Origin of the sequence: Bradyrhizobium sp. PSBB068 (genome assembly GCA_016839165.1) — a bacterium.
In the GTDB taxonomy this organism is placed as follows: Bacteria; Pseudomonadota; Alphaproteobacteria; order Rhizobiales; family Xanthobacteraceae; genus Bradyrhizobium.
Window position 1 is genome coordinate 824932 of sequence record CP069300.1, and the last position, 19582, is coordinate 844513.

Genomic DNA, 19582 nt, shown 5'->3' on the forward strand with positions numbered 1-19582 from the left:
CGGCCGAACCGGCCGTGTAGTCCGCGCCAGAGGCCGGCGCATAGAATGTTCAGGAGCTTGCGCATCGACTTTCCCCTCGACATCCGCATCGGTGATCCTGCTGATGTCGGTGACCGAAGGACAGAGCCAAATCTGGGCAGGCCTGCGCAGTTTCTAAGCAGGCCGCCCACGCGGCCGCGCCGCGCGTGCCGGAAAATCTCATCAGATTCAGTTGCCGGTGCTTTGGCACGCCTCGTGCATCAAAGGCGCTGAGTTGGCCGCTAGGGTTCCGATCTTGCCAGGCAAGATGCTGGTCCGAGAGCAGCCGCTTGCGGGGGAGACATCCCCGCAGGTGCACGGCGGGATAAAAGCCCGGGAGACCTCGTTAGCCAAGGGATTGGCGGAGCGATGGTCTTTTCGCCAGTCCCTTTTTGTGAAGTTTCGCAAGAGGGATCGGCAATGAACAAGTTCTCTTTCTTCCTTCGCTCTGTTGTCATCGGCTGCGCGGTCGTGCTCGCGGCGGCGCCCGCGGCCGAGGCGGCGCCGAAGAAAAGCTTCAAGGTCGCCTGGTCGATCTATGTCGGGTGGATGCCGTGGGGCTATGCGGCCGACACCGGCATCGTCAAGAAATGGGCCGACAAATACGGCATCACGATCGAGGTCAAGCAGTTCAACGACTACGTCGAGTCGATCAATCAGTATACCGCCGGCGGCTATGATGCCGTCACCATCACCAACATGGATGCGCTGTCGATTCCGGCAGCCGGCGGCGTCGACACCACAGCGGTCGTGATGGGTGACTTCTCCAACGGCAACGACGCGGTGATCCTCAAGAACAAGTCGGACCTCGCCGCGATCAAGGGCCAGACCGTCAACCTGGTTGAATTCTCGGTGTCGCATTATCTGCTGGCGCGGGCACTCGAGACCTCCAAGCTGAGCGAGAAGGACGTCAAGGTCGTCAACACCTCCGACGCCGATATCGCCGCCGCCTACAAGACCCCTGACGTCAATGCGGTCGTGACCTGGAATCCGATCGTGACCGAAATCCTCGGCTCGCCCGATGCCAGGAAGGTTTTCGACTCCTCGCAGATCCCCGGCGAGATCATGGATCTGATGGTGGTGAACACCGCGGTTGCCAAGGACAATCCGGATTTCGCCAAGGCGCTGGTCGGCATCTGGTACGAGACGCTGTCCAGGATGACCGCCAACGATCCCGCCGCGAAGGCTGCCAAGGAGGCGATGGCCAAGGCCTCCGGCACCGACCTCGCCGGTTTCGACAGCCAGCTCTCGACCACAAAACTGTTCGACAAGGCAACCGACGCCGAAGCTTTTACGCGCAGCAAGACGATCGGGACGACGATGGACCGGGTCCGTAAATTCCTGTTCGAAAAGGACCTGCTCGGCAAGGGCGCGAAGTCGGCCGACGCCGTCGGCATCGAGCTCGCCGACAAGTCGGTGCTCGGCGACAAGTCGAACGTCAAGCTGCGCTTCGACCCGACCTTCATGGACGAAGCCGCCAAGGGCAAGCTCTGAGGGCAGGCCCTGACGCCACGGCGCGATCCCCAAAGCAGGAGCCGACGATGCGACTTGTGAACATACGGCCGGGACGGCAGACGCGATTCTATCTGCTCGCGCTGCCGTTCCTGTTGGTCGCAATCGCCTACTTCGCCAGCTCCGGCGCGCGGCTCGCGCAGAACCCGAACGACAAGCTGCTGCCGGCGCTGCCGAGCATGGTGCAGGCGGTCAAGCAGATGGCGTTCGAGGTCGATCCGCGCACCGGCGGCTATCTGATGGCCTCCGACACCGTCGCGAGCCTCGGGCGACTGGGGTCGGCGCTGGCGATCTCGACGACGGCGGCGCTGGTGCTCGGCATCGTGATCGGGCTGCTGCCGGGCGCCAATGCGCTGCTCGGACCGTTCGTATCGGTCACCTCGATGGTGCCGCCGCTGGCGCTGCTGCCGATCCTGTTCATCGTGATGGGGCTCGGGGAGAATTCGAAGATCGCGCTGATCGTGATCGGGACGCTGCCTTGCATGATCCGCGACCTCGCCATGAAAGTGCAGGAGTTGCCGCGCGAGCAGATCGTCAAGGCGCAGACGCTCGGCGCCTCGACCTGGCAGATCGCGCTCCGCGTCGCAATGCCGCAAACCCTGCCGCGGCTGATCGACGTGCTGCGGCTGCAGCTCGGCCCGGCCTGGCTGTTCCTGATCGCGGCCGAGGCGATCGCCTCCGATTCCGGGCTCGGCTATCGGATCTTCCTGGTGCGGCGCTATCTCGCGATGGACGTCATCATCCCCTACGTCGCCTGGATCACGCTGCTCGCGTTCCTGATCGATGTCGGCCTGCGCGTTCTGCAACGCAGGGCGTTTCCCTGGTTTGCCTCGGTGAGGGCGGAATGAGCGCGATCCGCTTCGACGACGTCTGGAAGGAATATGGCGACCACATCGTGCTCGAGCGCATCACGATGGAGGTCGAGCCGCGCGCTTTCATTGCGCTGGTCGGTCCGTCCGGTTGCGGCAAGACCACGCTGCTCCGCATGCTGCTCGGCGAGGAGCAGCCGAGCCGCGGCCGGATCCTGGTCGACGGCAAGCCGTTGCCCGCCGAACCGGACGCCGACCGCGGCGTGGTGTTCCAGCGCTACTCGGTGTTTCCGCATCTCACCGTGTTGCAGAACGTGATGCTCGGGCGCGAACTGCGCGACGCCAAGTTCACCGCCCGCCTGTTCGGCGCCGCGCGGCGCGCCGCGGCGGACGATGCCATGAAGCTGCTCGCAGAGGTCGGGCTCGCCGGCCAGGAGAACAAGTATCCGTCGGCGCTGTCGGGCGGCATGCAGCAGCGCCTCGCGCTGGCGCAGGCGATCATGCGCGGCCCAAAGATCCTGCTGCTCGACGAGCCGTTCGGCGCGCTCGACCCGGGCATCCGCGCCGACATCCATGTGCTGATGAAGCGGCTATGGAATGAGACGCATCTCACCGTCGTGATGGTCACGCATGACCTCAGCGAAGCGTTCGGGCTCGCGACGCGCGTGATCGCGCTGGAGCGCTCGCGCAATCGCCCGGAGGAGCGCGAGCGTTACGGCGCCACCGTGTCGCGCGACCTCGAGATATTTCCGCGCCGCAGCGCAGAGCCGCGCGCGATCATTCAACCAGCTCCGATCGGGACGACCCGATCAGGCAAGGAGCATCAGCCGGGACGGCCCGGCGCTCTCGTCTTGAAGGAGCAACCATGATCCTCACAGAGGAACAGAAGGCCGAGGTCGCGGCGCATACGAGGCGCTACAACGAGCTGAAGGCGGCGGGGCAGGAGCATGCGCCGCGCGCGCTGCCGGCGCCGACCGCGCGCGACGCAGTACCGATCGCCGCTGCGGCGATCATCCATCGCGAGGTGATTCCGGCCGGCTGGTACTGGACCACGCGACTGGACCGCGGCGATACGCTGCGCATCGTCAACAATTCGGGGACATCCACGGTCAGCCTGCTCGCCTGGAATGCGACCGATCCCAGTGAACGGCTGAACCACGCCGACACCATCAAGGTGCAATGGGCGGCGCGGCTGCAGAAGGGACGCGTGCTGCTGTCCGACATGGGGCGAGCGCTGCTCGGCCTCACCGAGGACACCAGCGCGGCGCATGACGCGGTGGTCGGCGGTTCGACGGCTGCGACCAACCAGGCGAAATACGGCGACGGCAATTTCCGCAACACGCGCGACAACTTCATTCTCGCAGCAAGCAAGCTCGGGCTCGGCCGCCGCGACGTGCATCCCTGCGTCAGCTTCTTTGCGCCGGTCGCGATCGACGCGGACGGCAAGTTCGTCTGGTCGGCGCAGCGCCGCGCGAAAGGCGACTTCGTCGATCTGCGCGCCGAGATGGACCTGTTGATTGCGCTGTCGAACTGCCCGCATCCGCTCGATCCTGCTGTGACCTATCCGCAGGCGAGCGTGGAGATCGTACGTTACCGCGCCGATGCGCCGGCGGCGGATGATTTGTGCCGAACCGCGACGGCTGAAGCGATCCGCGCCTATGAGAACAACGCGCTGTATTTCGGCGAGACCACCGAAGGAGCAGTGCAATGACCGCGCAATCCGCCCAGACCAACGGCCGCATTGTCCTCGACGTTGAGATTGCCGCGCGAAAGCCGTGGTCGGCGATCATCCGCAAGGGCCAGACCCTGCGGATCACCGATACCCATGGCCAGCAGGCGGTGGATACGCTGTTCTACTGCGCCAGCGATTTCGGCGAGCGCTACAGCGGCCAGGATACGCTGCGCGCGCAGGGCTCGGCCTATGTCGGGCTCGGCACCAACATCATGTCCAACGAAGGCCGCGTGATGCTGCGCGTCACGGCCGACAGTTGCGGCCTGCATGACACGTCGGCGGGGGCCTGCTCCTGCGAGAGCAACACCGTGCGATTCGGTCACCAGACCCGCTACCAGCATGCCTGCCGCGAGAACTTCGTGGTCGAAGCCGCGAAATACGGCCTCTCGAAGCACGACATCGTGCCGAACCTCAACTTCTTCATGAACGTGCCGATCGATCCGGCCGGCAACTTCACCGTGGTCGACGGCGTCTCGAAGCCTGGCGACGCCGTTGAGCTGGTCGCCGAGATGGACGTGCTGTGCCTGATTTCGAACTGCCCGCAGATCAACAATCCCTGCAACGGCTTCTTCCCGACGCCGGTCCAGGTGACGATCTTCGAGCCGGAGGCGTGAGGCATGTTCAGCAAGGTCCTGATTGCCAACCGCGGCGAGATCGCCGGGCGGATCGGCAGAACGTTGCGCCATATGGGCATCGCTTCGGTCGCGGTCTATTCCGACGCCGACCGCTTCACCCGGCCGGTGCTCGAGGCCGACGAGGCGGTGCGCATTGGCCCGGCGCCGGCCGCCGAGAGCTATCTTAACGTCGATGCGATCATGGCGGCGTGCCTTGCGACCGGCGCGCAGGCGGTGCATCCCGGCTACGGCTTCCTGTCGGAGAACCGCCGCTTTGCCGAGCGGCTCGCCGAGCACGGCATCAGGTTAATCGGGCCGCGGCCGGAACATCTCGACGCCTTCGGCCTCAAGCACAAGGCACGCGAGATCGCGGAGCGGAGCGGCGTGCCGCTGCTGCCGGGCTCCGGCCTGCTGGAGACCATCGACGAGGCCGTATGCGAGGCCGAGCGGATCGGCTTTCCGGTGATGCTGAAGAGCACGGCGGGCGGCGGCGGCATCGGCATGCAGCTCTGCCACGACGTCGCGACGCTGCGCGAGCGCTTTGCGTCCGTGCAGCGCACGGCGCGCGCGAGCTTTGGCGATGCCCGGGTCTATCTCGAGCGGTTCGTCGCGCGCGCCCGCCACATCGAGGTGCAGATCTTCGGCAACGGCAGCGGCGACGTGGTTGCGCTCGGCGAGCGCGACTGCTCGCTGCAGCGGCGCAACCAGAAGGTCTTTGAGGAGACGCCGGCGCCGGGGCTCTCTGGCGAGGTCCGGCAGCGCCTGCATGAAGCCGCGGTGTCGCTCGGCAAGGCGGTGGCTTACGAATCCGCCGGCACGGTGGAGTTCATCTACGACGTCGAGCGGGAGGATTTCTACTTCCTCGAGGTCAACACCCGCCTGCAGGTCGAGCATCCCGTCACCGAGCAGGTCACCGGCGTCGATCTCGTCGAATGGATGATCCGGCAGGCGGCCGGCGAGGACGTGCTGGGCACCGCGGGCACGCTTGCGCCAAAGGGCGCGGCGATCGAGGTGCGGCTCTATGCGGAGAATCCGGGCGCCGGTTTTCGCCCGAGCGCGGGCCGGCTGACGCAGGTCTCTTTCTCGCCGGATGCGCGGATCGACGGCTGGATCGAGACCGGCTCCGAGGTGACGCCGTTCTACGATCCGATGCTGGCCAAGATCATCGTGACGGCCGACACGCGCGAAGCCGCGATCGCGCGGCTGACGCAGGCGCTGGATGAGACGGCTATTGCCGGCATCGAGACCAATCTCGATTATCTGCGTGCGATCGCCACGTCCGACGTGTTCCGCAGCGGGCAGGTCGCGACCAGCGTGCTCGGCGCGTTCGCCTATCGTCCCCGCACCATCGATGTCGTTGCACCCGGTGCGCAGAGCGGCGTGCAGGAATTGCCCGGCCGGCTGCACCTCTGGCATGTCGGCGTGCCGCCGAGCGGTCCGATGGACGAACGGTCGTTTCGGCTTGCGAATCGCGTGGTGGGAAACCCGGAGACGACGACCGCGCTCGAACTGACGGTCAACGGACCAACCCTGCGCTTCAACACTGATGCGATCGTCGCGGTCTCGGGCGCGCAGATGAAGGCGGCGCTCGACGGCGTCGAGATTGCGTATCACGAGCCGATCGCGGTGCGCGCCGGTCAGACGCTCGCGATCGGCAGCATCAAGGGGCCGGGTCAGCGCAGCTATCTCGCCGTGCGCGGCGGCTTCAATGTGCCTCAGATTCTCGGCTCGCGCGCGGTGTTCGCGCTCGGCGCCTTCGGCGGTCACGCCACGGGCTCCTTGAAGGCCGGAGATGTTCTGCATATCGGCGCGGAAGCAACTGGCCTGGCGCCGCCGCAGCGCGCCACAGAGAACGAGCGGCCGCAGCTCACGTCGGCGTGGCAGATCGGCGTGATCTATGGCCCGCATGGCGCGCCTGATTTCTTTCTTGACGAGGACATCGAGACGCTGTTCTCCACGAGCTACGAGGTGCACTTCAACAGCGCCCGCACCGGCGTGCGGCTGATCGGCCCCAAGCCGCACTGGGCACGGACCGACGGCGGCGAAGCCGGGCTGCATCCGTCGAACATCCACGACAACGCCTATGCGGTCGGCTCGATCGACTTCACCGGCGACATGCCGATCATCCTCGGCCCGGACGGGCCGAGCCTCGGCGGCTTCGTCTGTCCGGCGGTGGTCGCGCGCGACGAACTCTGGAAGGTCGGTCAGCTCCGGCCGGGCGACACCGTCCGTTTCGTTCCGGTGAAAAGCGACGATCCGGTTGCCGGCCCCACCGTCCTCAAGGCACCGGAGCTCGGTTCTGCGATCGTCGGTCGCAACGATGACGGTCCGATCCCGGTGGTATACCGGCGCGCCGGTGACGACAATCTGCTGGTCGAATACGGCCCGATGGAGCTCGACATCGCGTTGCGGCTGCGCGTGCATGTGCTGGCGCAGGCATTGGAGGACGCAAAGCTCGGCGGCCTGATCGATCTCACGCCCGGCATCCGCTCGCTCCAGATCCACTACGACGGTACGACACTGTCGCGCGGAAAACTGCTCGATGTGCTGCGCCGGATCGAGCGCCAATTGCCTGATGTCGATGCGATGCGGGTGCCGAGCCGCACGGTACACCTGCCGCTGTCGTGGCGCGACCCGCAGGCCGAGCTGGCGATGCGCAAATATCAGGAGCTGGTGCGATCAGATGCGCCGTGGTGTCCGTCGAATGTCGAGTTCATCCGGCGCATCAATGGGCTGGCGAGCGAGGACGACGTCCGCCGCATCGTGTTCGACGCCGACTATTTCGTGCTCGGCCTCGGCGATGTCTATCTCGGCGCGCCGGTGGCGACGCCGCTCGACCCGCGGCATCGGCTGGTGACCACCAAGTACAATCCGGCGCGGACCTGGACGCCGGAGAACGCGGTCGGGATCGGCGGCGCCTATATGTGCATCTACGGCATGGAAGGGCCGGGCGGCTACCAGCTGTTCGGCCGCACCATCCAGGTCTGGAACACCTGGCGCACGACGAAAGTGTTCGAGCCAGGCCATCCCTGGCTGCTGCGGTTCTTCGACAAGATCCGTTTCTTTCCGGTCGATGCCGACGAACTGCTGGATGCCCGCGCCGCGTTCCCGCACGGGCAATACGACATCAGGATCGAGCAGGGCGAGTTCTCCTACGCCGACTATGCGCGAACGTTGGCCGGCGCGCAGTCGTCGATCACCACATTCAAGGCGGCGCAGCAGGCCGCGTTCGATGCCGAGCGCCGACGCTGGCGCGAGCTGAAGCTCGACGAGGCGCCGGCTGAATCGGCCGAGATTGCCGCCGTTGCGACCGGCATTCCCGACGGCCAGGTCGGCGCATTTTCGGAAGTACCGGGCAACATCTGGAAGATCCTGGTCGAGGAGGGCGCCAAAGTCGCGGCCGGCGATGTGCTCGCGATCATCGAATCCATGAAGATGGAGATCTCGGTGCTCTCGCCGGCGGCCGGCCGCATCGCATCGGTTCCGGTGAAGCCGGGACAGACGCTGCGGGCGGGCGATGTCGTGGCATTGATCCGGCCGGAATAGATTCCGCGTCACGAGCGATCTGCTGCGGTCCTGTCCCCGGCATTGCTCTATGGGGGCCGATCGGATGGAAGCCGACCTCGCCATGCCTCGTTGGCGAGGAGCCGGCGCTGCCGGTCGGCGATGGCTGGCCATCCGGAGCGCACCACGCTGAGGACCGCAGCGTCGGCCGATGGACCTTCATCGCAGGCAAAATAGGCGCGAAGCCGTCCTTCGCAGTGAAAGCCGAGGTCAGCGTAGAGCTCGAGCGTACGCCGCAGCCGCCAATCCAGATGCACCTCGGCCCGCTCGACGGCGAGCACCTCGAACGCATACCGCGTCATGAGATGCGCGACATGGCTCATGAGCAGGATCTCGCCAAATCGTCCGCTGCTCCAGATCGGCGCAAGCGTCGCCCGCTTTTCGTTCGGCTCGAGTGCCGCGAAAGCGGTAAGGCCGATGACGTCGCCGGACCCGGTATCCTCGATCGCGAACGCGGCCGTGACGTTGGCGCAGCTCAGCGCGGCAGCCGCGCGCGCGGCCGCGGACTGGCCGGAGCCGCCGCGATCGAGCTGCCGAAGCATGCCGGCGTCCCCGAGCGGCCTTACCCGCGAGATTTCAGAACCGCGGATCCTCCTCAGCAGGATGCGGTCAGTGGCCAAGGCGGCATGGTTGTCCACGAATTGCATGCCCTATTGACGCATCGAACCGATATGCCGTCAAATGACTGAAATGGCAGTTCGTATGCGGATTGGTCATGTTCCTGAATCCGAGACACGTCGACCTGTTCCGTGAGGTCGTGCGTCACAACGGAATCACCAAGGCGGCCCTGAGCCTGCGGATCGGGCAGCCCTTCGTCAGTCGCGCCATTGCGCGGCTGGAGCGCGAGATCGGCTTCGCGCTGTTCGTACGCGGGCGCGGCGGTGTCACGTTGACGCCGGAAGGCGAGATCTTCCTGCATGAGGTCGAGCGCAACCAGGCCGGACTGGAGTATTTGGCGCGTGCGGCGCGCGGCATTCGCGCGAGGGGCAGCGGGACGCTGAGGATCGCCTGCCTTCCGGCATTCACCTATTCGTTGATGCCGCGGATCGTCAGCAAATTCTCCAGGAAGAACCCTGGCATCATGTTGTCGGTCGCCGTGCATAGTCCTGAACGGGTCTGGAGTCTGGTTGCCGCAGGCCAGTGCGATGTCGGGCTGGCACGACCCCAGTCAGGTTTTGCGGCGGTCGACGACGAACTGCTGATGACGACCGACGCCATCTGCGTGCTGCCGCGTCAGCACCGGCTGCGGTCCAAACGATTGATTATCCCAAAGGACCTGCACGGCGAGGCGATGATTGCGCCAGCCCCAGGCGCGCCGCATCGGTCGCGCCTCGAACGCGCCTTCGAAGACGCCGGGGCCGAGGTCAGAACGGTGGCGGAGATTCAGTACAGCATGCAGCGCTGCGCTCTGGTTGCACAGGGACTGGGTTTCTCGATCGTCGATCCCGTCGTGGCGCGGGATTTTGCCAGCGCCCGGATCGTGCTCAAGCCGTTCACGCCGCGGCTGGAGCTCACGACCGTGCTGCTGTTCCCGTCGCAACGGCCGCGCAGCCGTCTTGCGCTCGAATTCTGCGACCTACTTCGCGCCGAGACCGCGGAATACAGGAAGCCCGCCCGCGCGCCGGCCTGACCATCCGTGCCGCATGTTCCGCGCTGCCAGACGCAGCGCGTCATGACGGATGAGCTGCTCGCGACAGCTCCGTGTAGGACGCGTTGCGCGCGGCACGCGAGAATCGTTGTAGGCGTTGGAAATTATCGATGACAAGATTTGCGATTGTAAGTACGCAATTTCGTAGCTGCGATGCTGGCAACTGCGCAGCCGGCATTGAGCTGGCCGCCGGGGTTGTCGCTGGGATCAAGCGAGGCGCGTGATATGTGCTTGCGCCGACGTGGCCGACGCGGTTGAATTTGACGATTCCAGAATTAGCGGCCAAGCTGAATCTCTTTCCGAGATGCGGCGCCAGCTGCTTCTCCAACAACAACATAAGAACTTGCCGTGCGAGGGCGCGGTTCAAGATTCTCCTTTTGCCAATGTGGCCCATCGTTGAGAGGATGCTTTAGATGCAGGCAAGGTCGCCATCAGAGTCACCAGAGCGTTCTTTGGAGGCGACATCGGATTTCGTGACACGGCTTGATAACGCCAACAGTGAAGCAGAGATCGTGGCTGAGGTGATGCGCCAAGTCTCCGGCTACGGCGCGAGCTCGTTCATTGCTGTCGTCATTCCGAGGCAGGGCATGCGCGCTGCGGACTCCCGGTGCATTCTGCTGAACTCCTGGCCGGCCGACTGGCTGAAGCGCTATATCGCCCTGAATTACTCCGAGCACGATCCGATCAGGCGCTGTATTCGCGAGAGCCATCGCCCGTTTCTCTGGAGTGAGATCGCCCCGCAATACCTTGAGCATCCCTTGTCGCGCCGGATCGTGGCGGAGGCCGCGACGTTCGGATTGAAGGAGGGATTTGCGCTTGCGTTGCCGTCTCTGGACGGCAATCTGATCGGCTTTGCGATTGCGGGCGAGAGCCTCAAGGTCGATGCTCGGAAGCGGCACGAACTGCGGATCATCGCGACCTATGCCGTCGGCCGCGCGCTTCGTTTGCGGAACATGGTCCAGCTGCAGCCGGCGATCAACGTCACGCTGCGTGAACGCGAAGCGGTGCAGCTCGCGGCCTCCGGGTTGAACGAGCGCGAGATCGGCGCAAGGATGGGCATCTCGGGCCACGGCGTCGACAAGCATCTGAGATCGGTTCGCGAGAAGGTGCAGGCGCGCAACACGGCTCAGGCGATTGCTGAACTCCTGCGGCTCCGGCTCATCACCTGACGGCAGGCCTCACACCTCGAGCCATTCCTCGCGAATGGCGGCGTTGTTCTTGAGCTGCTCGGGGGTGCCTTCGAACACCACGCGGCCGTGGCCCATGATGTAGACCCGGTTCGAGATCTTCATCGCGATCGACAGCTTCTGCTCGACCAGCAGGATGGCGACGCCGGCCTTCGCGATCCGCGCGATCAGCTCGCCGACCTGCTGCACGATCAGCGGCGCGAGACCCTCGGTCGGCTCGTCGATCATCATCAGCTCGGGATCGCCGAGCAGGGTGCGGCAGGTGGTCAGCATCTGCTTCTCGCCGCCCGACAGCACCCCGGCCGGCGTATCGGCGCGGCGGGCGAGGTTGGGGAACATGTCGAGCATCTCCTGCAACCGCCACTTGCCGGGGCGGCGCGGATCCTTGATGCCGAGGATCAGGTTCTGGCGCACCGTCAGGCTCGGGAAGATGTCGCGATGCTCGGGCACATAGCCGAGGCCGAGGCGGGCGATCTTGTGGCTCGGCAGACCCGCGATGTCCTGGCCCTTGAAGCGGATGGTGCCCTGCGGCGGCACCTCGCCCATGATCGCCTTGACGGTGGTGGAGCGGCCGACGCCGTTGCGGCCGAGCAGGCTCACCACCTCGCCGGCCGCGATGTCGAGATCGACGCCCTGCAGGATGTGGCTCTTGCCGTAATAGGCGTGAAGATTCCTGACTTCGAGCATCAGTCGACCTCCTCGCCGAGATAGGCTTCCTTGACCTTCGGGTTGCCGCGGATCTCCTCAGGCGTGCCGGAGGCGATGATGTGGCCGTAGACCAGCACCGAGATGCGGTCGGCGAGGCCGAACACCACGCTCATGTCGTGCTCGACGATGACGAGCGTGCGGCCTTCGGTGAGACGGCGGATCAGCGCGACGGCGCGCTCGGTCTCGGCGTGGCTCATGCCCGCGGTCGGCTCGTCCAGCATGATGACGCTGGCGCCGCCGGCGATCGTGATGCCGATCTCGAGTTCGCGCTGCTCGGCATAGGTCAGGAGGCCCGCCGGCACGTCGCGGCGATGGCTGAGATGGATATCGTCGAGGATCTGCGCGGTGCGCTGCTTCACCTCGGGCAGGCTGTCGACGTTCTTCCAGAACGCGTAGCGATGCCCGGTCGCCCACAGCACGGCGCAGCGGACATTCTCCCACACCGTCATGCGGGCGAACACGTTGGTGACCTGGAACGAGCGTGACAGCCCGCGGCGGTTGATCTCGAATGGCCGCAGCCCCGAGGTCACCGCGCCGTTGAGGCGGATCTCACCCGAGGTCGGCTTGATGTGGCCGGAGATCAGGTTGAACGTCGTCGACTTGCCGGCCCCGTTCGGGCCGATGATGGCGTGACGCTCGCCCTTGGCGACGCTCAGATTGAGGTCGCGGATGATCTGGACATTGCCGAAGCTCTTCTCGACGGCGTTGACTTGAATGGCAGCGGTCATGCGAGATACCCCCGATCACGGGCCACCGTCGCGGCGCGATCCCAGGCCTCCGCGACGCGCTTCCAGGTGATGCGCGCAACCATGAAGCCGCCGACCAGCAGCACCGCAGCAGCCACCCAAGTCGTCGGCGCGGTCGCGACGAACGGGATGCCGAGCAGGTTGATCGGATCGCCGCCGGAGAAGCGCGCGACGGTCTCGATGGTCAGGATGATGCCGAGTGCAAACGCCAGCGTCGGAACCGCCGCGACCAGGTAGGACGGGATCACCGTGCCGAGCGTTCCGGCGCGGATCAGCGGACGATGCTTCATCAGGATGCCGGCGATGCCGCCGGGTGCGAACATCACGATGCCGATGAAGATGATGCCGAAATAGAGCTGCCAGACCGAGGTGACGCTGGTCAGCCCGAGTTGCAGATAGGTCACCAGGATGGCCCCGAGGATCGGGCCGAAGAAATAGGCGGTGCCGCCGATAAACGCCGAGAACAGCACGAGGCCGGATTGCGTCGCACCGAGATAGGCGGAGTTGGCGATCTCGAAATTGATCGCGGCCAGCCCGCCGGCGATGCCGGCGAAGAAGCCCGCGAACATGTAGGCGAGATAGCGCACCACATGCGGATCGTAGCCGATGAACTCGACGCGCTCCGGATTGTCGCGCACCGCGTTGCAGATGCGCCCCAAGGGCGTCCGGGTCAGCGCATACATCGCGATCGCCGAGACCAGCACCCAGAACGCGATCAGGTAATAGACCTGGAGCTGCGGTCCGAAGGTCCAGCCGAACAGCGGCATCAGCGAGGTGCGGTCGGTGGTGATGCCGGATTCGCCGCCGAACACGCTGCGCAGGATCAGCGAGGACGAGGCGACCAGTTCGCCGATGCCGAGCGAGATCATCGCGAACACCGTGCCGGCGCGCTTGGTCATGACCCAGCCGACCACGACCGCGAAGGCCATGCCGCCGATGCCGCCGACCAGCGGAATCACCGGCAGCGGGATCGGCCAGTTGTGGCTCGCGACTGCGTTCATGGCGTGGACGGCGAGGAAGCCGCCGAGGCCGTATTGCACGGCGTGGCCGAACGACAACAGGCCGGTCTGGCCGAGCAGGATGTTGTAGGACAGCGCGAAGATGATCGCGATGCCGATCAGGCTGAACGAGGTCAGCGAGCCGCCGGAGGAGAACACCAGCGGCAGCACGACGAGTGCGGCGGCCGCGAGCAGCCAGACGCCATAGAAGCCGAGGCTGCCGCCGGACTCCTGCTTGGCCGCGGCGGGGGCGGGCGTGGGAGCGTTCGTCATGACTCGCGCGTCCCCAACAGGCCCATCGGGCGGAAGATCAGCACCAGCACCAGCAGCAGGTAGGGCAGGATCGGCGCGATCTGCGCGATCGTGACGTTCCAGATGTCGGTGAGCGGCGAGGGGCCGAGGCTCGGATCGAGCGGACCGAACACGCTGGCCAGCGAGCCGTTCAGCGCGACCGCGAAGGTCTGGATCAGGCCGATCAGCAGCGAGGCGATGAAGGCGCCGGGCAGCGAGCCGAGGCCGCCGAACACGATGACGACGAACAGGATCGGGCCGAGCAGCGCCGCCATGTCGGACTGCGTCACCAGCGAGGGACCGGCGATGACGCCGGCAAGACCGGCGAGCGCGCTGCCGACGCCGAACACCAGCATGAAGACGCGGCCGACATTGTGGCCGAGATGGCCGACCATGCTCGGATGGGTCAGCGCGGCCTGCACGATGAGGCCGACCCGGGTCCGCTTCAGCGTAACCAGGAGCGCGATGAAGATCACGACCGAGACCACCAGCATGAAGATCTTGTAGGCGGGGTAGTTGGTGGAGAACACGGTGAAGGCCGGGAAGTCGAGCGCGGCCGGGACGCGGTAGTCGACCGGGCTCTTGCCCCAGATCATCGAGACGATCTCTTCGATCGCGAAAGCCAAACCAAAGGTCAAAAGCAGTTCGGCGACGTGGCCGTGCTTGTGGGTGTTGCGCAGGCCGTAGCGCTCGACACCCATGCCGACCACGCCGACCAGCAGCGGGGCGATCACCAGCGCCGGCCAGAAGCCGATCCAGCGGGTGAGCTGAAAGCCGAAGAACGCGCCCAGCATGTAGAAGCTGGCATGCGCGAAGTTGAGCACGCCCATCATGCTGAAGATGACGGTGAGTCCGCTGGACAGCAGAAACAACAGCATGCCGAACAGGACGCCGTTCAGCGTCGAGATGACGATGAGCTCAGCCACGGCGCACCCGCTTGAGAGACCAATGGTTCACGTGATCAAAGACCTGTCGAAGGAATTGAGGTCCGGCACCGACGCTGCCGGATGACGAACGCCTCCGCAACCCCGGAGGGGCGCGGAGGCGCATTCCGAGGCGGCCGATCAGGGCCGCTTCATGTTGCAGGTGGTCGGAAGCATGGTCTGGGCGGTATCGATCTTGGAGACGATGTGCCAGCCCCAGCCGGTGTTCTCCTCGTCGAACGGCTCCTTGGTCTTGTCGGCCAGCGAGCCGAACGAGGAGATGTAGATCGGCTGGAAGAACTGGTGATCGTCCTTGCGCATGAAGCCCTCGCCGCCGTCGAACACCTCGAACTTCAAGTCTTCGAGCGCGGCCGCGACCTTCACCGGGTCGATCGAGTTGGCTTTCTCGGCGGCTGCCTTGAACATCCGCATCTCGTTCACCGCGCGCGGATACCACACGGAAATGCCGGTCTTGGCGCGGAAGTCCTTCTCGAAATCCATCGCCGCCTTGTTGCCGGAGTTCGGCACGCCTTCGCTGATCTGGAACACCTGGTTCTCGAGGCCGGTCTGCTTGATCGCGGTCGGTCCGCCGGCGCCGCCGGCATAATAGGTGTACCAGTTGACCTTGAGGCCGGCGTCGGCCGCGGCCTTCAGCAGCAGTGCGAAGTCCTGGCCCCAATTGCCGGTCACGACGGTGTCGGCACCAGACGCCTTGATCTTGGCGATGTAGGGCGAGAAGTCGGTGACCTTGAGCATCGGATGCAGCTCGTCCCCGACGATCTGGATATCCGACCGCTTTTCGCCCAGCATCTTGCGCGCCGTTGATCGCACCGACTGGCCGAACGAGTAGTCCATGTTGATCAGATAGACCTTCTTGATCGACGCCTGGCCCTTCATATAGTTGGTCAGCGCTTCCATCTTGATGTCCGAGTTCGCATCCCAGCGGAAATGCCAGTAGCTGCACTTCTCGTTGGTCATGCTCGGATCGACCGCGGCGTAGTTGAAGTAGAGCACTTCCTTGCCGGGGTTGCGCGAATTGTTCTTGGTGACGAAGTCTTCCAGCGCAGCGCCGACCGACGAGCCGTTGCCCTGGGTGATGTAGCGGACGCCGGCGTCGACCGCCTTCTGCGCCTGCACCAGGCCTTCCTGCGGATTGGTCTTGTTGTCGAGCGGAACGATCTCGACCTTGTGGCCGAGGATGCCGCCCTTGGCGTTCAATTCGTCGGCGAGATACTGGAACGTCTTCAGGCCGCCTTCGCCAACGCTGGCGCCGCCGCCGGAGAGCGGATCGATGTAGCCGATCTTGATGGATTCCTGCGCGGACGCCGCGCCTCCCAACACCGTCAGTGCTGCCGTGGCAGCAACGATCAGCTTACGCATCCTGCTTTCTCCCTTGCTCGTGTTTCTTGATCTTCAGCGATCGAAGCCGTCTCTTAGCCTCAATTGCCGAGCCTTCGCAACTTTCGCTTTGAATACTGCGTCAAGTTTTCGCGCGAGGTATTATAATGTTATAGGCTATAAATGTTTCGAGATGCCGCGAGATCCGGCGCAGATTTGAACCGCAAGTAAACTTTTGGATGAGGCGTTCGGCAGTTCGTTTGGAACCTATGCCGTCCGACGTCCGCCAGACGAGCCGGCGGCATTATAGCGGCGGGACGCGAATTGGCGATTCAACCCCGCCGGCGCGGCTTGAGGCCCGAGAGGAAGAGCCGCGCGAAGTGATCGGCGATCTCGACGGCAGACCAATCACGCCTGATCTTGAACCAGATCGGATACCAATGCCCCATGCCGGTTAAAATCCGCTCGGCGAAATATCTGTCGATGCGACGGAAGCGGCCCTCGTCGATCCAGCGTTGATAGCTGTCCTGGTCTCGCCGGATCGTCGCCAGCACCTGTCGGACATATTCCTTCCGGTCCACGTCGTTGAGATAGTTGATGTTGTGATAGGTCGCCTTCGGTCCGCAGGGCGTGTCGTGCAGCATCAGCAGCAGGCGGATCCGCTGAACGGTGTGTTCGAAGGCGCCGAGGCTGTGCTCCTGCAGGTGCTCGTGAATGGCGATTTCGCCGGCGAGCCCGCGTCGCAGGCAAGCCAGCAGCAGGCTCTCCTTTTCACTGAAGTGATAGTAGATCCCGGCGCGGGTCATGCCCGCATCCGCGGCGATGCTCTCGAGCGACGTGCCCGACACGCCCCTGCGGTTGAAGCTGTCGGAGGCGATCGACAGCATCCTGTCGAACTTCGCAGCCCGCTTGTTCAGCCTCGCGCGGGCCTCGAGGAACGGCGCAAGGCTGAGCGGTTCGGGCATCTCGGGAACCGCGATCTCGCGCCGGTACACGCCGTGCGTGATGATGTCGTCGATGGCGTCGATCGCCTGCTGGCGCGTGTAGTAGTCGCGTTCGGACAGCCAGAACGGCACCCAGTCCAGGATGGAGATTAGCGCCACCGCGGTCAGCAGCGGCTCGTCGCAGGCGACCGAGCCGTCCGCCACGCCGCGTTCCAGGATGTCCGCCAGCCGCGCGGCGTTCTGCCAGCGCCTGGCATGGACCTCGCTGCTATAGGGCGCGGCGAGCGCATCGATATCGGTGAACAGGATCATGCGCTGGCCTTCGGGCCGCAGCCTGCCGCGCACGAAGCGCCTGATGATCTCGAGCCCGTCGATGCCGGGCTCGGCGGCGGCTTCGATCTCGTGCCGATAGATCGCCAGTCCCCGCAGATAGCAGTGGAAGATCAAATCTTCCTTGTCGCGGAAATAGTGGTACAGCGCGCCCGGCACGGCCCGAACCGACGCCGCGACCTGCTCCATCGTCACGTTCGCATAGGAGTGGCGGGCAAACAGCCGGGAAGCTGAGACGAGGATTTCCTCAGCCCGGTCCGTTACATCGGCGGCGACTTGCAAGCTCGAATGCCCTTCCTGAACGCGGCACGAAAATCCGCACGTGAGATAATCCCCTTGGCAGCCGCTTGTCGATCTGCGATAGACCGTGGCATACCATACACCAGCGGTCTTTTGGAGAGAACATGGCGCGCAACATTCTGATCCTTGGAGCTTCCTACGGCTCCCTGCTGGGGACCAAGCTTTTGATGGCGGGGCACAACGTGTCGCTGGTGTGCCGCAAGAACACCGCCGACCTGATCAACCGCGAGGGCACCGAGGTTCGCATCAAGCTGCGTGATGAGAAGGAGCATCGCTCGATCTTCTCGCGCGACCTGCCGGGCAAGCTCGACGCCGTCACGCCCGCCGACGTCGACGTGTCGCGCTACGACATGGTCGGCCTTGCGATGCAGGAGCCGCAATACACCAACCACACCGTTCGCGTGCTGATGATCAAGATCGCGGCGGCGAAGCTGCCCTGCCTCTCGATCATGAACATGCCGCCGCTGCCCTATCTGAAGCGGATCCCCGCGCTCGCCGGCATGGACCTCGAGGAGGCCTACACCAACGCCCAGGTGTGGGAGCGCTTCGAGCCGGGCCTCGTCACGCTGTGCTCGCCCGATCCACAGGCGTTCCGTCCGCCGGAGGAGAAGGCCAACGTGCTGCATGTCGGCCTGCCGACCAACTTCAAGGCCGCCGTGTTCGCCGACGACAAGCACAACAAGGTGCTGCGCGAGCTCGAGGCCGACATCGACGCGGTGACGCTCGACGGCCAGGACGTGCCGGTGAAGCTGAAAGTGTTCGACTCGCTGTTCGTGCCGCTGGCGAAGTGGTCGATGCTGCTGACCGGCAATTACCGCTGCATCACGCCGACTGAGCCGCAATCGATCCGCGACGCCGTGCACGGCGACCTCACGCGCTCGCAGGCGATCTACGATCATGTCGACGGCATCGCGCGCAAGCTCGGCGCCGACCCGGCGGACCAGGTGCCGTTCGCGAAATACGCCAAGGCGGCCGAAAGTCTGCTCAAGCCGTCATCGGCGGCCCGCGCGGTCGCCGCCGGCGCGCCGTTCATCGAGCGCGTCGACCTCTTGGTGAAGTTGATCTCGCACCAACTCGGTAACCCCAGCGCAGAGATCGACCGCACGGTCGAGACCGTCGATCAGAAGCTGAACGAGAGGATCGTGCAGGGCGGCTCCGGCGCGGAGTAGCCGCGTTGATGGCGAGGGCATCACGATATCGACGGAACGTAAGGTGAGCACGCCAGTCGGGCTCCCTCCTCCGCAAGGGGGGAGGGAGCCCGACTGCTGGTGGCTCCCTTACGCGGTGCGTGTCGAGGATCGCGATGCTGCGCCGTCAGTCCTGATGCGTAACGGCCAAAATCGTCACCGACCGCGTCTGGTGGCTCGGCGTCTGGAAATCGATGGTTTGACCGACCGACAATCCGATCAATGCGGCGCCGACCGGCGTCAGCACCGAGATGCGGCGGAGCGCGATGTCGGCTTCGTGCGGATACACCAGCACGACTTCCCTGACGTCGCCGGTCTCGTCGTCGCGGTAGCGCACACGTGAGCCCATGCGGACCACGTCGTGCAGGTCGGCATCGTCGGCGACGACCTGGGCGCGGTCGGTCTCGCGGGCGAGGAACTGGGCCACGCGCGGAAACACCGCCATGCTGGAATCGGCCAGCGCGCTGAGGCGATGCGCCTCGCTCGCGGTGATCACGATCGGCGGCAAGGCCGCGGCGGAAAAGCGGTTCTGAATGCTCTGGGGCATGTCGGTTTGACCTTGCGGTTGATCGAAGGCGCAACAGCGCCGGCGCGCGAATACTTCGCGCGACACGACGGATTGAAATGGTGTTGATGACGTCTAAGGAATCCGGACGGCGCGCGATCGCCGGCCGGCTAATTGCCTGCGTGCAGACGTCCGGCGCGCAATCCGAGGCGCGCAATGCGGGTGTCG

Annotated in this window: 17 protein-coding genes; 9 read left to right on the forward strand and 8 right to left on the reverse strand. The window is 65.1% G+C overall.

Annotated elements, in window-relative coordinates; all coding sequences use genetic code 11:
- The first annotated feature begins 438 nt into the window (after positions 1–438).
- From JQ507_03915 to uca, 6 genes are read left to right on the forward strand one after another with little or no spacing between them, the layout of a single operon-like run.
- Positions 439–1512 (forward strand): ABC transporter substrate-binding protein, encoded by a 1074-nt coding sequence (locus tag JQ507_03915; protein ID QRI70690.1) that lies wholly within the window; start codon positions 439–441, stop codon positions 1510–1512.
- A gap of 47 nt (positions 1513–1559) precedes the next feature.
- Positions 1560–2378, forward strand: a complete 819-nt coding sequence (locus JQ507_03920; protein QRI70691.1) for an ABC transporter permease — start codon at positions 1560–1562, stop codon at positions 2376–2378.
- Positions 2375–3208: an ABC transporter ATP-binding protein gene (locus JQ507_03925; GenBank protein ID QRI70692.1), complete on the forward strand. Its 834-nt coding sequence runs from the start codon at positions 2375–2377 to the stop codon at positions 3206–3208. The genes JQ507_03920 and JQ507_03925 overlap by 4 nt, the downstream gene beginning before the upstream one ends.
- Positions 3205–4050 carry an urea carboxylase-associated family protein gene (locus JQ507_03930; protein QRI70693.1) on the forward strand — a complete coding sequence of 282 codons (846 nt, stop codon included), beginning with the start codon at positions 3205–3207 and terminating at the stop codon, positions 4048–4050. The genes JQ507_03925 and JQ507_03930 overlap by 4 nt, the downstream gene beginning before the upstream one ends.
- Positions 4047–4685, forward strand: coding sequence for a DUF1989 domain-containing protein (locus tag JQ507_03935; protein ID QRI70694.1), 639 nt, complete (start codon positions 4047–4049; stop codon positions 4683–4685). The genes JQ507_03930 and JQ507_03935 overlap by 4 nt, the downstream gene beginning before the upstream one ends.
- Before the next feature lie 3 nt (positions 4686–4688).
- Entirely contained in the window at positions 4689–8231 is a 3543-nt protein-coding gene (uca, locus tag JQ507_03940; GenBank protein ID QRI70695.1) for an urea carboxylase, read from the forward strand.
- 47 nt (positions 8232–8278) lie between these two features.
- On the opposite strand, the gene JQ507_03945 is transcribed toward uca, so the two are convergent.
- Positions 8279–8896: a GNAT family N-acetyltransferase gene (locus JQ507_03945; protein ID QRI70696.1), complete on the reverse strand. Its 618-nt coding sequence runs from the start codon at positions 8894–8896 to the stop codon at positions 8279–8281.
- A 68-nt stretch (positions 8897–8964) separates the two neighbouring features.
- Between JQ507_03945 and JQ507_03950 the strand changes: the two genes are divergently transcribed.
- Positions 8965–9879, forward strand: coding sequence for a LysR family transcriptional regulator (locus tag JQ507_03950; GenBank protein QRI70697.1), 915 nt, complete (start codon positions 8965–8967; stop codon positions 9877–9879).
- Between the two features lie 491 nt (positions 9880–10370).
- Positions 10371–11066 (forward strand): autoinducer binding domain-containing protein, encoded by a 696-nt coding sequence (locus JQ507_03955; protein ID QRI70698.1) that lies wholly within the window; start codon positions 10371–10373, stop codon positions 11064–11066.
- Positions 11067–11075: 9 nt separating this feature from the next.
- Here JQ507_03955 and JQ507_03960 read toward each other — a convergent pair whose 3' ends face one another.
- The 6 genes from JQ507_03960 to JQ507_03985 all read right to left on the reverse strand — a co-directional run bounded on the left by JQ507_03960 (position 11076) and on the right by JQ507_03985 (position 17551).
- Complete coding sequence (locus JQ507_03960; protein QRI70699.1) at positions 11076–11771, reverse strand: ABC transporter ATP-binding protein; 696 nt, start codon at positions 11769–11771, stop codon at positions 11076–11078.
- Positions 11771–12520, reverse strand: coding sequence for an ABC transporter ATP-binding protein (locus JQ507_03965; protein QRI70700.1), 750 nt, complete (start codon positions 12518–12520; stop codon positions 11771–11773). The genes JQ507_03960 and JQ507_03965 overlap by 1 nt, the downstream gene beginning before the upstream one ends.
- Complete coding sequence (locus tag JQ507_03970) at positions 12517–13809, reverse strand: branched-chain amino acid ABC transporter permease (protein ID QRI70701.1); 1293 nt, start codon at positions 13807–13809, stop codon at positions 12517–12519. Before JQ507_03970 ends, JQ507_03965 begins: the two co-directional genes overlap by 4 nt.
- The gene (locus tag JQ507_03975; GenBank protein ID QRI70702.1) at positions 13806–14753 is read right to left on the reverse strand and encodes a branched-chain amino acid ABC transporter permease; all 948 of its coding nucleotides are present in this window, start codon (positions 14751–14753) and stop codon (positions 13806–13808) included. Before JQ507_03975 ends, JQ507_03970 begins: the two co-directional genes overlap by 4 nt.
- A 138-nt stretch (positions 14754–14891) precedes the next feature.
- Complete coding sequence (locus JQ507_03980) at positions 14892–16130, reverse strand: branched-chain amino acid ABC transporter substrate-binding protein (protein ID QRI70703.1); 1239 nt, start codon at positions 16128–16130, stop codon at positions 14892–14894.
- Positions 16131–16420: 290 nt separating this feature from the next.
- Positions 16421–17551, reverse strand: a complete 1131-nt coding sequence (locus tag JQ507_03985) for a TetR family transcriptional regulator (protein ID QRI73165.1) — start codon at positions 17549–17551, stop codon at positions 16421–16423.
- 215 nt (positions 17552–17766) lie between these two features.
- Between JQ507_03985 and JQ507_03990 the strand changes: the two genes are divergently transcribed.
- Positions 17767–18831, forward strand: coding sequence for a hypothetical protein (locus JQ507_03990; GenBank protein QRI70704.1), 1065 nt, complete (start codon positions 17767–17769; stop codon positions 18829–18831).
- A gap of 145 nt (positions 18832–18976) precedes the next feature.
- Here the strand turns inward: JQ507_03990 and rnk are convergent, their stop codons facing one another.
- The gene (gene rnk / locus JQ507_03995) at positions 18977–19357 is read right to left on the reverse strand and encodes a nucleoside diphosphate kinase regulator (GenBank protein QRI73166.1); all 381 of its coding nucleotides are present in this window, start codon (positions 19355–19357) and stop codon (positions 18977–18979) included.
- Between the last annotated feature and the right edge of the window lie 225 nt (positions 19358–19582).